The sequence below is a fragment of the Paraburkholderia bryophila genome, assembly GCF_013409255.1.
Lineage (GTDB): Bacteria > Pseudomonadota > Gammaproteobacteria > Burkholderiales > Burkholderiaceae > Paraburkholderia.
Map to the genome: position 1 here is coordinate 2,578,388 of NZ_JACCAS010000002.1, position 13,024 is coordinate 2,591,411.

The window sequence follows — 13,024 nt, forward strand, 5'->3', positions numbered from 1 at the left end:
GGCGTTATCCGATCAGCTCGAACATCACCGTCGCGAGCGGCGGCACCGTCAGCACGAGCGAACAGTCGCGGCCATGCGAAGCCACCGGTTCGGCGAGCCGGTCGTCGTTGTGGATGCCGCTGCCGCCGTAAATCGCCGCGTCGGTATTGATGATCTCGCGGTAGCGGCCGTGCGCGGATACACCGATCCGGTAGTCGTGACGGGGCACCGGTGTGAAATTGCAGATCACCAGCACGACGTGTCCGTCGTCGTCCCGGCGAATGAACGAGAACACCGAGTTCTCGCAATCGTCGTGGCTGATCCATTCGAAGCCACGCGAATCGAAATCGATCCGATGAAGCGCCGGATAGTGCCGTTGCACCGCGTTGAGATCGCGCACCAGCCGTTGCACGCCGCTATGCAGCGGGTTCGCCAGCAGGTGCCAGTCGAGACTGCGGTCGGCCTGCCATTCGTCCGCCTGGCCGAACTCGCAGCCCATGAACAGCAATTTCTTGCCGGGATGTCCCCACATGAAGCCGTAGTAGGCGCGCAGGTTGGCGAAGCGCTGCCAGTCGTCGCCGGGCATGCGGGCGAGGATCGACCCTTTGCCGTGCACCACTTCGTCGTGCGAGAGCGGCAACACGAAGTTCTCGCTGAAGGCGTAGAACGGGCCGAAGGTCAGCTTGCCGTGATCGTATTTGCGATGCACCGGATCCTGCGCCATGTACGCGAGCGTGTCGTTCATCCAGCCCATGTTCCACTTGTAGTGAAAGCCGAGTCCGCCCATTTCCAACGGACGGGACACGTTCGGGAAGCTGCTCGATTCCTCCGCGAAGGTGATCGCCGACGGACGTTCGGCGCAGACGATCCGGTTCATGCTACGCAGAAAGTCGATCGCCTCCAGATTCTCGCGACCGCCGAAGCGGTTCGGAATCCATTGATCGTGCGCCCGGCTGTAATCGCGATACAGCATCGACGACACCGCATCGACGCGCAGGCCGTCCACGCCGTAACGCTCAATCCAGAACAGCGCATTGGCCGTCAGGTAATTGGCGACTTCCTTGCGGCCGTAGTTGTAGATCAGCGTGTTCCAGTCGTGATGGAAGCCTTCGCGCGGGTCGGTGTGTTCGTAGAGACAGGTGCCGTCGAATTGCGCGAGACCGTGCGCGTCGGTCGGGAAATGGGCCGGCACCCAGTCCAGCAGCACGCCGATACCGTTCGCGTGCGCGGTCTCGACGAAATAGCGGAGATCGTCGGGCGAGCCGAAGCGCGAGGTGGGCGCGTAGAGGCCGGTGGGTTGATAGCCCCATGAGCCGTCGAACGGATGCTCGTTCAGCGGCAGCAGTTCGATATGGGTAAAGCCCATCTCCTTCACGTACGGAATCAACTGCCCGGCCAGCTCCCGATAGGTGAGCCAGCGATTGCCGTCGTCCGGTACACGCCGCCACGAGCCGGCGTGTACCTCGTAGATGCTGATCGGTGCGTCGAGTGCGTTGGCGCGCTGTCGAGCCGGATCGGCCGGCGTGACCGGCACGAGTCCGTTCACCACCGACGCGGTGGCGGGCCGCATTTCGGCGCGGAAAGCGAACGGGTCGCACTTCAGCAGGACGTCGCCTTGCTGCGTGCGGATTTCGAATTTGTAGCGATCGCCGGCGGCCACGTCCGGGATGAACGTCTCCCACACGCCGCATTCGTGGCGCAGCCGCATCATGTGACGCCGACCGTCCCAGTTGTTGAAGCCGCCCACCACCGACACGCGTTTCGCGTTCGGCGCCCACACCGCGAAACCGACGCCCGCGACGCCGTCGATCTCGAGCGGATGCGCGCCCAGCTTTTCATAGGGACGCAGATGCGTGCCTTCGGCGAGCAGCCAGACGTCGGTGTCGCCGAGCCGCGGCGGGAAGCGGTAACTGTCGTCGAGATCCTGCCGGTGCATGCCCCAGTCGATCCGCAAGCGGTAGGCGAACGGCTCGTCGCGTCCCACGATGCGCCCGGCGAACAGATCGCCACCGTCGACGCGATCGAGCGTGGCCACCTCGCGGCCGCCGGCGCGCTCCACCACGCCGACCGTGCACGCACCGGGGAGCAGCGCCCGCACGACCAGGCCGTCGGCGGTTCGCTGCATGCCCAGTACCGCGAACGGGTCGTCATGCTCGCCCGCCAGCAATGCGGCGATCACATCCTGATTGAACATCGGACCGTTCCTTATGAACTTCGGATTGCTATGAACAGGACCGTCCAATCCATCCGCCGTGGGGCGCCAGATCGATCCGGCGGTCGCCCAGGGCGCCGCCGCGCAGGGCGTGGCCGTCCACGGTGGCGAGCTTCAGCCCCGCGGGGAACGTCCAGGTCTCGCGTGTGGCGCCCAGGTTGAAGACGAATACGTAGCGATCGGCACCGAGCGTGCGTTCGAACACGAGCAGCGGCTCCGCGGCGTCGAGAAAGCGGATGTCGCCTTCCTGCAGCGCCGGATGCCGCTTGCGCCAGGCGAGGAAGTGTCGGAAGAACGCGAGCGTGGAATTGCGATCTTCGCTTTGCAGATCGACCGCCTGCGTCAGATGCGCGTGCGGCATCGGTAGCCACGGTTCGACCGGCGAGAAACCGCCGAATGGCGCATCGGCTCGCCACGGCATCGGCGTGCGGCAACCGTCGCGTCCCTTGAATTCCGGCCAGAACGTGATGCCGTAGGGATCCTGAATGCGCTCGAACGGAATATCGGCCTCGGTCAAGCCGAGTTCCTCGCCCTGGTAAAGACAGACGCTGCCGCGCAACGTGCTCAGCATGGCCAGCACCAGGCGGGCGAATGACGGACCGCCGTGCTCCTTGCCCCAGCGTGTCATGACACGCGGCACGTCGTGGTTGCCGGTCGACCAGCAGGTCCAGCCCTTGCCGCCGTATTCGGCCAGCTTGGCTTCCATTTGCTCGACCGTCTCGCGCACGTGCGCGGCGCTGAACTCGGGCGTCAGCAGGTTGAAGCTGTAGGCCATGTGCAGCTTGTCGCCGTCGGCCGTATATTGCGCCATCGTCGCCAGCGCATTTTCGCCGCCGACTTCGCCGACGCTCGCCGCACCGTACTCGTCGAGCAACGCCCGCAGTTGCACGAAGAAGGCGACGTTTTCCGGCTGCGTGTTGTCGTAGCGATGCTCCTGCATCCGATAGGGGTTTTCGGACGAGACCATGAATCCGCCGCTCGATTCGGCAGGCGGGTTGTCGCGCAGCTTCGCGTCGTGAAAATGGAAATTGCAGGCGTCGAAGCGGAAGCCGTCCACGCCGCGGTCAAGCCAGAAACGCACCTCGGACAGCATCTGCTCCCGCACCGCCGGATGATGAAAGTTCAGATCGGGCTGACTGGTCAGAAAGTTGTGCAGGTAGTACTGGCGGCGGCGCGATTCCCAATGCCAGGCCGAGCCGCCGAACACGGATTGCCAGTTGTTCGGCGGCGTGCCGTCGGCGCGGGCATCGGCCCACACGTACCAGTCGGCGCGCGGATTGTCGCGGCTCGTCCGGCTTTCGACGAACCACGCATGCTGATCGGACGAGTGACTCAACACCTGATCGATCATCACTTTCAGGCCGAGTGCGTGCGCCTTGTCGATCAGACGGTCGAAATCGTCCAGCGTGCCGAAGGTGGGATCGACGTCGCGATAGTTCGACACGTCATAGCCGAAATCCTTCATCGGCGACGTGAAGAACGGCGACACCCAGATCGCGTCCACGCCGAGCGAATGGATGTAGTCGAGCTTTGCGGTGAGACCCGGCAAATCGCCCACGCCGTCGCCGTTGCCGTCGGCGAAACTGCGCGGGTACACCTGATAGATCACGCCGCCGCGCCACCATTGCATGGACATGAATGCTTTTCTCCTCTATTTGTTATGGACGTCGATTCGGCCAATACGATTGCGTGTTCAACGTGTTCGCAACGCAATTGCAATGGGTCGAAACGGGGTGTCGTTTAATCCGCGCTATTCCGCTTCATCTATGGGAGATGAGCACGGCGGCGGCACGCGTTATCGACGAATGACCCGGGAAGGCGTTCGCAAAATGCTCGATGCCGGGATCACGCCGTTCTTATGACGCTCGCGGCTGGGAGCGGTCGAGTGGATGGCAGGCATGCCGGTGCTTTGCAAGGCTTCATGATGAACTTCATAGGTCAGCAGTTAAGTTGGACTTGCTACACAAATGTCAATTTCAAAACTGCTTACTGATCGAGCTAATCGGAATGAACCGGATTAATTCGCTTAATGCGAAACGAAAGTCAGGATATCGTAATAAAAATAAGACTCGCCTGCATCGAACTATTTTTAGACAGAACTGGAAGTGAGTTTAATCGCGCGACTGACTTCGCAATGTCAATTTATGTTAATCGTGCAGGGGGAATGTCAAATGGAATCCGCTGCCGGCAAACTGACAGTACGAGCTGACGCAACCAGCGATGCACCGGGTCGACCTCCAGACGCGGATGCCACATCTGCGACACCGTGATTTTTTCGGTCGTCACGGGAAGGTCGAAGGCGAAGATGTCGTCGCCCGCGGGGTCGCGTTGCGGTTCCGTTCGACTCACCATGAACGACGCGGGCACGAGCGCCACCAGATCCGACGTTCGCGCCACCGCGAGTGCGGCGGGAAAGCTCGGCACCACGGCCACGATGTTGCGTTCGAGACCGAGCGCGGCCAGCGCGTCATCGACCGGTCCGCGAGTGCACGCGCGCCGCGATGCGACGACGTGGCCGAATGCGACATAGCGTTCGGCGGTCACGTCTCCCTCCGTTGCCAACGGATGCCCCTTCCGGACTGCGCCGATAAAACGATCGCGGAACAGCGCCTGAACCCGCACCTCGGGACCCATCTCGCCCAGCACCCCGATCTCGAGATCGGCCGAACCGTCGCGCAGCGGCGCGGCGGTCTTCTCGGCTTTCGGCATGAAGGAGAGGCACACGTGCGGTGCGAGCGAGGTTGCGGCGGCGATCAGCGCCGAGCCGAAGACTTCGACGAAACCGTCGTTGGCGCGAAGCGTGAAGGTGCGGCGTAACGTCGAGAAATCGGGTTCCGTCGCGGACGGGCGAAGCAGTGCGCGAGCCTCGTGAACCGTATTGCGCGTGCGTTCGCGAATGACTTCGGCATACGGCGTCAACACCATCTCGCGACCCGCGCGGACCAGCAACGGATCGCCAGTCACGGCGCGCAGCCGGGTCAGCGTTCGGCTCATCGCGGAGGCGCTTAATCCCAGGCGGCGCGCGGCGCCTGCCACGCTGCCGTCCGTCAGCAGGGTATCGAGCGCAATCAGCAGGTTCAGGTCGGGTTCGGGCATGCTCGATCGTAACATCGGCGTTTGGGACGAGGCGTTTCGTGCAGCTAATGAGTGCAGGCGGCGCGCCTTCCGCCGTGTGTCGCGCATCGATATATTGAGTGGACCGGCTCGGCGCCGACAACGTCGGCGAGCCTCATTCACCAGGACCTATCTTATGCAAATCACCTCTGCGCAGAAAACTGTGCTGCTAGTCGGCGCGTCTCGTGGCCTCGGTCTCGCGATGGCCGCGGAATACCTGAAGCGCGGATGGCGCGTGATCGCCACCGCGCGAGCTTCGTCGACGGACGGTCTTCGTCGACTCGGCGGTGCGCTGGAAATCGAAACGGTGGACATTACGCTTGCCGAGCAGGTCGCGGCGTTACGCGCGCGACTCGCCGGACGGCAACTCGACGTGCTGTTCGTCAACGCGGGGGTGAAGAACGACGACCGCGAAACTATTGCCGACGTGTCGACGGATGAATTCATCCGCGTGATGGTGACGAACGCGCTCAGTCCGATGCGCGTGGTCGAGGCGTTTCAGGATCTCGTGCAGCCAAACGGCACGATCGGCGTGATGTCGTCGGGGCAGGGCAGCGTCACGAACAACGTCAACGGCAATTACGAGGTGTATCGCGGCAGCAAGGCCGCGCTGAACATGTTCATGCGCAGTTTCGCGGCGCGCCACGCCGACGACCCGCGAACCTTGCTATTGATGGCGCCGGGTTGGGTGCGAACCGACATGGGTGGACCGGAAGCGCGCTTGAGTATCGAGGAAAGCATTCCGAACCTGTTGAACACGATCGACGCCTACGAAGGACGCTCAGGATTGCATTACCTCGACTATCTCGGTCGAGTGGTTCCGTGGTGAGGCGACCGTCTGCTTGCTCGCCGGGCAAGGGCTACTGCGGCTACTGAGGCAACTACTGAGGCGCGCTGCGCCCGGCCGTCTCCAGAATGGGCAACACCTCGCCGGCCCATTCGAGCCAACCGCGCTCCGTCATGATGCCGCCGCGCAAGACCGCATGCTGCAGCTTCTGCGCGATCGACATATCGCTCGCCGCAAAGTCGCGCTGTTCGATCTCGAGATAGGTGTCCAGCTTGGCCCGATGCTCGGCGATGAGCCGGCGTAATTCCCGATCCACCCCATGCGGGCCGATGACGGACTCCGCCCTGAGCTTGATCAGCAGGGCGCGGCTCGCGTCGCCGTCTGTCGTGGGCTCCGACACCCAGCGCGCCAGTTCGTCCTGCCCCGGCGCCAGCACCTGGTACAGCCGGCGGCGGCGCTTGCCGCCTTCTTCGTCGTCGCTCGCGACGATCCAGCCCGCCTCGGCCATCCGCCCAAGTTCGCGATAAATCTGCTGATGACTGGCATGCCAGAAATAGCCGATGGATTTGTCGAAGCGCCGCGCAAGGTCGTAGCCGCTGGAAGGCTTTTCCAGCAGCGAAGTGAGGAGGGCGTGTTGAATGGACATGGGCGCCATTTTAGCGGCTGCCGTGCAGGTCGCAAAACTTTATGCACTCAGTTGCATATCGTGCGGCATCCCGCTATTCTTTATGCAACCAGTTGCGTATTGATAAACGCCTATCCCCAGGAGACCGACGTGGAAGCACACCCCTTATCCGAAGCCGCGCAGCGCACGCTGTCGGCCTGGCACGACCTTTTGCAACGCAATGCGATGGACGAGCTGGATCCGCTGCTGTCCGACAGCATCGTGTTTCGCTCGCCGGTTGCGCACACGTCCTATCCGGGCAAAGCGGCCATCCGGCTGATCTTGAAAACGGTCAACGGCGTGTTCCGCCAATTCGAGTACCACCGCCGTTTCGTCAGCGAAGACGGCCGTAGCGTGGTGCTGGAATTCAGCGCCGAAGTCGACGGCAAATCGCTTAAAGGCATCGACATGCTGCGCTTCGACGAGCACGGCAAGATCGAGGAATTCGAGGTCATGGTGCGTCCCATGAGCGGCCTGCAGGCGCTGGCGGCTCAGATGGGGGCGCAACTGGCATCGGCCCAGGCCTTGCTGAGCGGCAAGAGCGCCGCGGTCTGAGCGGCCGCACTCCCGCTTTGCCGACACCACGGCTGGTTGCCGAACCTGCTGCCGAACTTGCTGCCGGTTTTCTGCCGGGCCGCTGCCGGGTCGTTGCCGGCAAGCACTGAACATCGTTCCTTCCTTGTAGGAAAACTCATGTCCTTACCCGCCATACTCAAAGGCCGCCTCGCGCTGCCGATGATCTGCTCGCCGCTGTTCATCATCTCCAACCCCGAGCTCGTGATCGCACAATGCAAGGCCGGTGTCGTCGGCTCGTTCCCGGCCCTCAACGCCCGGCCTGGACCGGTGCTGGAGGAATGGCTGGCGCGCATCACGAATGAGCTGGCCGAGCACGACGCCCGTCATCCGGAGCGGCCGGCCGCGCCGTTCGCGGTCAATCAGATCGTGCATAAGTCGAACAACCGGCTGGAGCACGATCTCGAGCTGTGCGCCAGATACAAGGTGCCGATCACCATCACGTCGCTCGGCGCGCGTGAGGACGTGAACCGTTCGGTGCATGCGTACGGCGGCATCGTGTTGCACGACGTGATCGACAATACGTTCGCGAAGAAAGCGATCGACAAAGGCGCGGACGGCCTGATCGCGGTCGCAGCGGGTGCCGGTGGACATGCCGGCCGGCTGTCGCCGTTCGCACTGCTGCACGAGATCCGCGAATGGTTCGACGGCCCGTTAGCGCTGTCCGGCGCGATCGCCAGCGGCGATGCGATCCTCGCCGCGCAGGCGGCCGGCGCCGATCTGGCCTATATCGGCTCGGCCTTTATCGCGACGTCGGAAGCCAATGCGGACGAGCGCTACAAGCAGATGATCGTCGACAGCACGGCCGCGGACATCGTGTATTCCAATCTGTTTACCGGCGTGCATGGCAACTACCTGCGCCACAGCATCGCCAACGCCGGGCTCGATCCGGATGCGCTGCCGGAGTCCGATCCGTCCAGCATGAACTTCAGCGCCGAGAACATCAGCAAGGCCAAGGCATGGCGCGACATCTGGGGCGCCGGCCAGGGCGTCGGCGCGGTCAAGCGGGTCATGCCCGCGGCCGAACTGGTGGCGAGTTTCGTCGATGAATACCAGGCCGCGCGCAACCGCCTGGAGCTCGCTGCCGGGCTGGTCCGCGCCCTCTGAGGCGAGCAGAAAGTGAAAAACGCCCCGTAGGGCGTTTTTCCTGAATCTCGAACCGGCAAGGCGCTGACGCTCCTCGCCGGCAAAGACTCGCTTAGAACTTGTGACGGATACCGACGCGGAACGCCAGTTGGTTGTCAGCCGTGCCCGAGTTACCGAAGTAGCTCGTGCTCGAACCGATCTGTGCTGCCAGATTCGACGAACCGACGCGGCCCGAAGCGATCTGGTAGATGCCCAGTGCGTACACGTCCGTACGCTTGCTCAGCGCGTAGTCGAGGCTCAGGTCGCCCTGGTTGAAGTGACCCGTGTTCGAGCCGCTCAGGTGCATGTACGTGTAGCCCGCGCCTGCCGTCAGAGCCGGCGTGAATGCGTACTTCGCGCCTGCTTCATACGCTGCGAACGTCGTGGACGCACCCGTGATCGGCGAGAAGTGCGTGTTGGTGTACAACGCCCACAGCGTCGCTGCGCCGATCGAGTAACGGCCGCCAACGCCGAACGTACGCAGATCGCGCACGGTGTTGAGCGTCAGGTTCGAGATAGCCGTCGAGAAGATCGGCGATGCCTGGCCCGGGTAACGGATGTCCGTGTACGCTGCGCCGACGCCGAACGGGCCGTTTGCGTAGTTCACGCCGAAGCTGTAAGCACGCGACGAACCTGCCACCGATGCCGTTGCCGGGCCCGTTGCCGGTGCGCCTGCGAATGCGCCAGCCTGGTTCGAGAAGCCGTACATCGCGCCGAAGGTCAGGCCCGCGAAATTCGCGCTGCTGAACTTGACTGCGTTGTTGATACGGCTCGACGTCAGTTGGTCGATGTCGTTGATGTGGTAAGCGTAGTTACCCGCGACGGTCTGGCCGCCGGTCGAGTAGTTGCCACCCAGATAGTCGGTCGAGAACGAGTACTGGCGACCGAACGTCACCGAACCGACGTTGTTTTGCGACAGACCGACATAAGCTTGACGGCCGAACAACGCGCCGCCCTGGCCGAGCGTGCCGTTGCCGCTGTTGAAGCCGCTTTCCAACACGAACAGCGCCTTCAGGCCGCCACCCAGATCTTCGGTGCCGCGCAGGCCCCAACGGCTGCCTTGAGCGACGCCGTCGTCGTACTTGACGAGGTTGTCGTGACCGCTTGCGGTCTTCGAGTTGTTGGCGTAGCTGATACCTGCGTCGATCAGGCCATACAGCGTGACGCTGCTTTGTGCGTGAGCGGCGGAAGCGAAGACTGCGAGCGTAGCGGCGGCAAATACTTTCTTGTTCAAGACTTTCTCCGGATAAAAAATTGAGCGATCGCCAAGCCCAGCTCTTTGGCAAGGTCGTGCGATGGGCCGAAATTTAAGGGAACGCAGAGTAAGGTATGTGACAGGTTTGCTTATTTTTGAAATCTGTCGCGCCGGCGCGACACTCACATAGCGTTGCAAGGCGAATTCGCACAAGCCACGCTGCGTATAAGCTTTTTCACTTTTCGCCATCTAAGCGTGTGAAAAACGATTGGTTTTCCGGGCGGTTAGCGCATGCGACGATGCGCCCCTACCAATCACATCGCCCGTGGGGAAAACGTATGCAACGCCGGACAATCATCCAGAATCTGCTCGCAATCGCCGCCATTTCGCTGACGGCAACGTTGGCGCAAGCCGCGGACAAGGAACTCAGGATCGGCACGATGAGCGGCCCGGATGCGCAGATCTGGTCGGTCGTGACCAAAGTCGCGGCGCGCGAAGGTCTGAACGTGAAGGTGATCGAGTTCAACGACTACGTGCAGCCGAACGCCGCGCTCGACTCGGGCGATCTCGACGCCAACGGATTTCAGCATCAGCCGTTTCTGGACAGCCAGATCAAGCAGCGCGGCTACAAGATCGTCAACGTCGGCCTGACCTACGTCTCGCCGATGGGCTTCTATTCGAAGAAACTGAAGTCGCTCAAGGACTTGCCGGAAGGCGCGAAGGTCGGCATCCAGAACGATCCGTCGAACGGCAACCGCGCGTTGCTGCTGTTGCAGAAGTACGGTGTGATCAAGCTGAAGCCGGGCGTCGGCACGAACGGCGTCAACGCGACGCCGCTCGACGTCGTCGAGAATCCGAAGAAGATCAAGCTGGTCGAACTGGATGCCGCGCAACTGCCGCGCGCGCTCGACGATCTGGACGCGGCGTCGATCAACACCGACTACGCGGTCAAGGCCAGCCTGCAGCCGACCAAAGACGCGATCGCGATCGAAGACCTGAAAGGCCCATATGCGAATCTGATCGCCGTGCGCGTGCAGGACCGCAACCAGCCGTGGGTGAAGAAGCTGGTCGCGGCGTATGAGTCGGATGAAGTGCGCAAGTACATCGACACGCAGTTCAAAGGCGCGATTATTCCGGCGTTCTGAGCCTAGTTGCTCAGCAACGAGCCGCTTCTAAACGCCGTCGCGCCGGCAATCCGCGCGAACTCCAGCCCGGCCGTCGCGAAACGCGTCAGATGCCGCGCGTACAGCACGCCGGCCACGCTGCTCTTCAACGTGACGACGCGATCTGTCAGCGGGTCGACGATGTCGGCGATTTCGTGGCCAACGTCGACCCAGGTGCCGACTTCGCAGCGGTACACCAGCACGCCGCTGATCGGCGCGACGATCGGCTCGGCGCCGGCCAGCGGCGTGGCGGCGAATTCGAGCGGCGGCAGCGGGGCGGCCGTGCCGTCGATCACGCCGCGCGAGGTCAGATACTCGACGATCGCCTGCGCGTCGCGCTCGGCGTACTCGTACGACACCTCGCGCTGGCCGCGCAGTTCGATCGTGACCGAGATCGAGCCGTTCGGAATCGGGAAGCGCTCGCCGAAACGGCCACGCAGATCCGACCAGCAGAAGCTGTGAATTTCGTCGAACGGGTTGCCCACCGAATTGAGCGCCAGCAGCGAGGCCTTCGCGTCCAGATAGCGCGCGAGCGGCTCGACTTCCGGCCACAGGTCGGGGTTCGTGTAGAGGTGCAGCGCGGCTTCCCAGTCGCAATGCAGATCGAGCACGACGTCGGCGTCGTACGAGAGCTTTTGCAGCGCCAGACGTTGCGATTCGAGTTCGGTTGCCGGCTTTTGCGCGTCGAGCGCTTCACGCATGGCCGTGCGGATGGCGCTGCGGTTGGCGTCGACGTCGTCGCTCAGACGCGACTCGATCACCGGTTGCACCAGCGCCGACAGATCGTGGAAATTGCGGTTGAAGTTCTGCGCGGTGTTGGTCTCGAAGCGGCCCGTCAGATGGCCTAGAAAGTGCTGATTCAGGCCGATCGGGTTGGCCACCGGCACGATCACGACTTCGCCGCGCACCTTGCCGGCGGCTTCCAGCGCGGCCAGCTTGCGGCGCAGTTCCCACGACACCAGCATGCCGGGCAACTCGTCGGCGTGCAGCGACGACTGGATATAAATCTTCTGCCCGCCGCCGGAACCGTAATGAAAACTCGTCAGGTTACGGGCAGTGCCGAGCGTCGGGGCAATCAGCGGATGGGTTTGGGTTTGCATGGTCTTCGGAGTCGCGGGCAAGCGAGGCGTGCCGCGCTATGTCGTTGATTTCAGTGGAAAAGCAGGTTGGGCAGCAAGGCAAAAGCAACGCGGAGGCAGCGCGCTTCACGCGCCTCGACCGCACGATCTTAGCCGATCCGACGCATGGCGTGGGTCGACCGGGCGGCACAAACGAAACGGGCCCCGCGTGTGGCGGAGCCCGTTTCCTGCAAGCCGGCACGCGCGCCGTCAGGCGCGCGGGAAGGGCTTAGCTGCCGTACACGTCGAAGTCGAAGTACTTCTTCTCGAGCTTCTTGTACGTACCGTCCTTGATGATGTCGGCGATCGCCTTGTCGACCTTCACCTTCAGATCGGTGTCTTCCTTGCGCATGCCGATGCCTGCGCCGTTGCCGAGGACCTTCTCGTCGACGATATCCTTGCCTGCGAAGTCATAACCGGCGCCGCGCGGCGTCTTCAGGAAGCCGATTTCAGCTTCCACGGCGTCTTGCAGCGACGCGTCCAGACGACCCGACAGCAAGTCGGCGTAGACCTGATCCTGGTTCTGATACGGAACGACCTTCACGCCCTTCGGCTCCCAGTAGGTCTTCGCGTAGGTTTCCTGGATCGTGCCCTGCTCGACGCCCACCGCCTTGCCCTTCAGCGAGTCAGCCGTCGGCATCACGCCCGAACCTTTCTTCGACACGAGGCGCGTCGGCGTGTTGAACAGTTTCGACGAGAACGCGATCTGTTCGGCGCGTTGCGGCGTCATGGACATGGACGACAGCACGCCGTCGAACTTCTTCGCCTTCAGGGCCGGAATCATGCCGTCGAAGTCGTTTTCGACCCACACGCATTTGGCCTTCAGGCGCGTGCAGATTTCATTGCCGAGGTCGATGTCGAAGCCAACGAGCTTGCCATCCGAGCCTTTGGACTCGAACGGGGGATAGCTGGCGTCAACGCCAAAACGGATAGTCGACCAATCTTTAGCGTGTGCGCCAATCGAGACGGTAGCAAGCAAAGCAACCGTCAAAGCCGCTAGCAGTTTTTTCACTGATTAACTCCTCGGTGTAGTTCAAATACGCCCATATGCGGTTTTGCCGCGGCGGGCCGCCCGGCGCGACTCACGACCGGGC

At 62.8% G+C, this 13,024-nt stretch carries 12 protein-coding genes; 5 read left to right on the forward strand and 7 right to left on the reverse strand.

The window, feature by feature from the left end:
- Window positions 1-4 precede the first annotated feature (4 nt).
- Both glgB and GGD40_RS32505 read right to left on the reverse strand, forming a co-directional pair.
- Entirely contained in the window at window positions 5-2,173 is a 2,169-nt protein-coding gene (gene glgB, locus GGD40_RS32500) for a 1,4-alpha-glucan branching protein GlgB (RefSeq protein WP_179746384.1), read from the reverse strand.
- 28 nt (window positions 2,174-2,201) lie between these two features.
- The gene (locus GGD40_RS32505) at window positions 2,202-3,827 is read right to left on the reverse strand and encodes an alpha-glucosidase (RefSeq protein ID WP_179746385.1); all 1,626 of its coding nucleotides are present in this window, start codon (window positions 3,825-3,827) and stop codon (window positions 2,202-2,204) included.
- On the opposite strand from GGD40_RS32505, the gene GGD40_RS32510 reads away from it, so the two are divergent.
- Window positions 3,826-4,053, forward strand: coding sequence for a hypothetical protein (locus tag GGD40_RS32510; RefSeq protein ID WP_179746386.1), 228 nt, complete (start codon window positions 3,826-3,828; stop codon window positions 4,051-4,053). The two genes, GGD40_RS32505 and GGD40_RS32510, sit on opposite strands and share 2 nt — an antisense overlap.
- 280 nt (window positions 4,054-4,333) lie before the next feature.
- On the opposite strand, the gene GGD40_RS32515 is transcribed toward GGD40_RS32510, so the two are convergent.
- Window positions 4,334-5,287: a LysR family transcriptional regulator gene (locus tag GGD40_RS32515; protein ID WP_179746387.1), complete on the reverse strand. Its 954-nt coding sequence runs from the start codon at window positions 5,285-5,287 to the stop codon at window positions 4,334-4,336.
- A gap of 154 nt (window positions 5,288-5,441) precedes the next feature.
- Here GGD40_RS32515 and GGD40_RS32520 point away from each other — a divergent pair, with 154 nt between their 5' ends.
- Window positions 5,442-6,134, forward strand: coding sequence for an SDR family NAD(P)-dependent oxidoreductase (locus GGD40_RS32520; protein ID WP_179710013.1), 693 nt, complete (start codon window positions 5,442-5,444; stop codon window positions 6,132-6,134).
- A 52-nt stretch (window positions 6,135-6,186) separates the two neighbouring features.
- On the opposite strand, the gene GGD40_RS32525 is transcribed toward GGD40_RS32520, so the two are convergent.
- Window positions 6,187-6,738, reverse strand: a complete 552-nt coding sequence (locus GGD40_RS32525) for a PadR family transcriptional regulator (RefSeq protein ID WP_179746388.1) — start codon at window positions 6,736-6,738, stop codon at window positions 6,187-6,189.
- A 129-nt stretch (window positions 6,739-6,867) separates the two neighbouring features.
- Here GGD40_RS32525 and GGD40_RS32530 point away from each other — a divergent pair, with 129 nt between their 5' ends.
- Together GGD40_RS32530 and GGD40_RS32535 are read left to right on the forward strand one after the other, a co-directional pair.
- A complete protein-coding gene (locus GGD40_RS32530) occupies window positions 6,868-7,311 on the forward strand; it encodes a nuclear transport factor 2 family protein (protein WP_373565390.1) in 444 nt (147 codons plus the stop codon).
- Window positions 7,312-7,449: 138 nt separating this feature from the next.
- Window positions 7,450-8,436, forward strand: coding sequence for an NAD(P)H-dependent flavin oxidoreductase (locus GGD40_RS32535; protein WP_179746390.1), 987 nt, complete (start codon window positions 7,450-7,452; stop codon window positions 8,434-8,436).
- A 91-nt stretch (window positions 8,437-8,527) separates the two neighbouring features.
- Here the strand turns inward: GGD40_RS32535 and GGD40_RS32540 are convergent, their stop codons facing one another.
- Window positions 8,528-9,688, reverse strand: a complete 1,161-nt coding sequence (locus tag GGD40_RS32540; RefSeq protein WP_179710007.1) for a porin — start codon at window positions 9,686-9,688, stop codon at window positions 8,528-8,530.
- Window positions 9,689-9,987: 299 nt separating this feature from the next.
- Here GGD40_RS32540 and GGD40_RS32545 point away from each other — a divergent pair, with 299 nt between their 5' ends.
- Window positions 9,988-10,794 carry a MetQ/NlpA family ABC transporter substrate-binding protein gene (locus tag GGD40_RS32545; protein ID WP_179746391.1) on the forward strand — a complete coding sequence of 269 codons (807 nt, stop codon included), beginning with the start codon at window positions 9,988-9,990 and terminating at the stop codon, window positions 10,792-10,794.
- 2 nt (window positions 10,795-10,796) lie between these two features.
- Here the strand turns inward: GGD40_RS32545 and GGD40_RS32550 are convergent, their stop codons facing one another.
- Both GGD40_RS32550 and GGD40_RS32555 read right to left on the reverse strand, forming a co-directional pair.
- Window positions 10,797-11,912: a succinylglutamate desuccinylase/aspartoacylase family protein gene (locus GGD40_RS32550; protein ID WP_179746392.1), complete on the reverse strand. Its 1,116-nt coding sequence runs from the start codon at window positions 11,910-11,912 to the stop codon at window positions 10,797-10,799.
- A 247-nt stretch (window positions 11,913-12,159) separates the two neighbouring features.
- Entirely contained in the window at window positions 12,160-12,942 is a 783-nt protein-coding gene (locus GGD40_RS32555) for an ABC transporter substrate-binding protein (RefSeq protein ID WP_035555981.1), read from the reverse strand.
- Window positions 12,943-13,024 lie beyond the last annotated feature (82 nt).

Excerpts from the sequence above, each read along its gene's own strand:
- glgB (WP_179746384.1), bottom strand. The coding sequence starts at position 2,173 with ATGTTCAATCAGGATGTGATCGCCGCATTGCTGGCGGGCGAGCATGAC.
- GGD40_RS32510 (WP_179746386.1), top strand. The coding sequence starts at position 3,826 with ATGAATGCTTTTCTCCTCTATTTGTTATGGACGTCGATTCGGCCAATA.
- GGD40_RS32505 (WP_179746385.1), bottom strand. The coding sequence starts at position 3,827 with ATGTCCATGCAATGGTGGCGCGGCGGCGTGATCTATCAGGTGTACCCG.
- GGD40_RS32515 (WP_179746387.1), bottom strand. The coding sequence starts at position 5,287 with ATGCCCGAACCCGACCTGAACCTGCTGATTGCGCTCGATACCCTGCTG.
- GGD40_RS32520 (WP_179710013.1), top strand. The coding sequence starts at position 5,442 with ATGCAAATCACCTCTGCGCAGAAAACTGTGCTGCTAGTCGGCGCGTCT.
- GGD40_RS32525 (WP_179746388.1), bottom strand. The coding sequence starts at position 6,738 with ATGTCCATTCAACACGCCCTCCTCACTTCGCTGCTGGAAAAGCCTTCC.
- GGD40_RS32535 (WP_179746390.1), top strand. The coding sequence starts at position 7,450 with ATGTCCTTACCCGCCATACTCAAAGGCCGCCTCGCGCTGCCGATGATC.
- GGD40_RS32545 (WP_179746391.1), top strand. The coding sequence starts at position 9,988 with ATGCAACGCCGGACAATCATCCAGAATCTGCTCGCAATCGCCGCCATT.
- GGD40_RS32550 (WP_179746392.1), bottom strand. The coding sequence starts at position 11,912 with ATGCAAACCCAAACCCATCCGCTGATTGCCCCGACGCTCGGCACTGCC.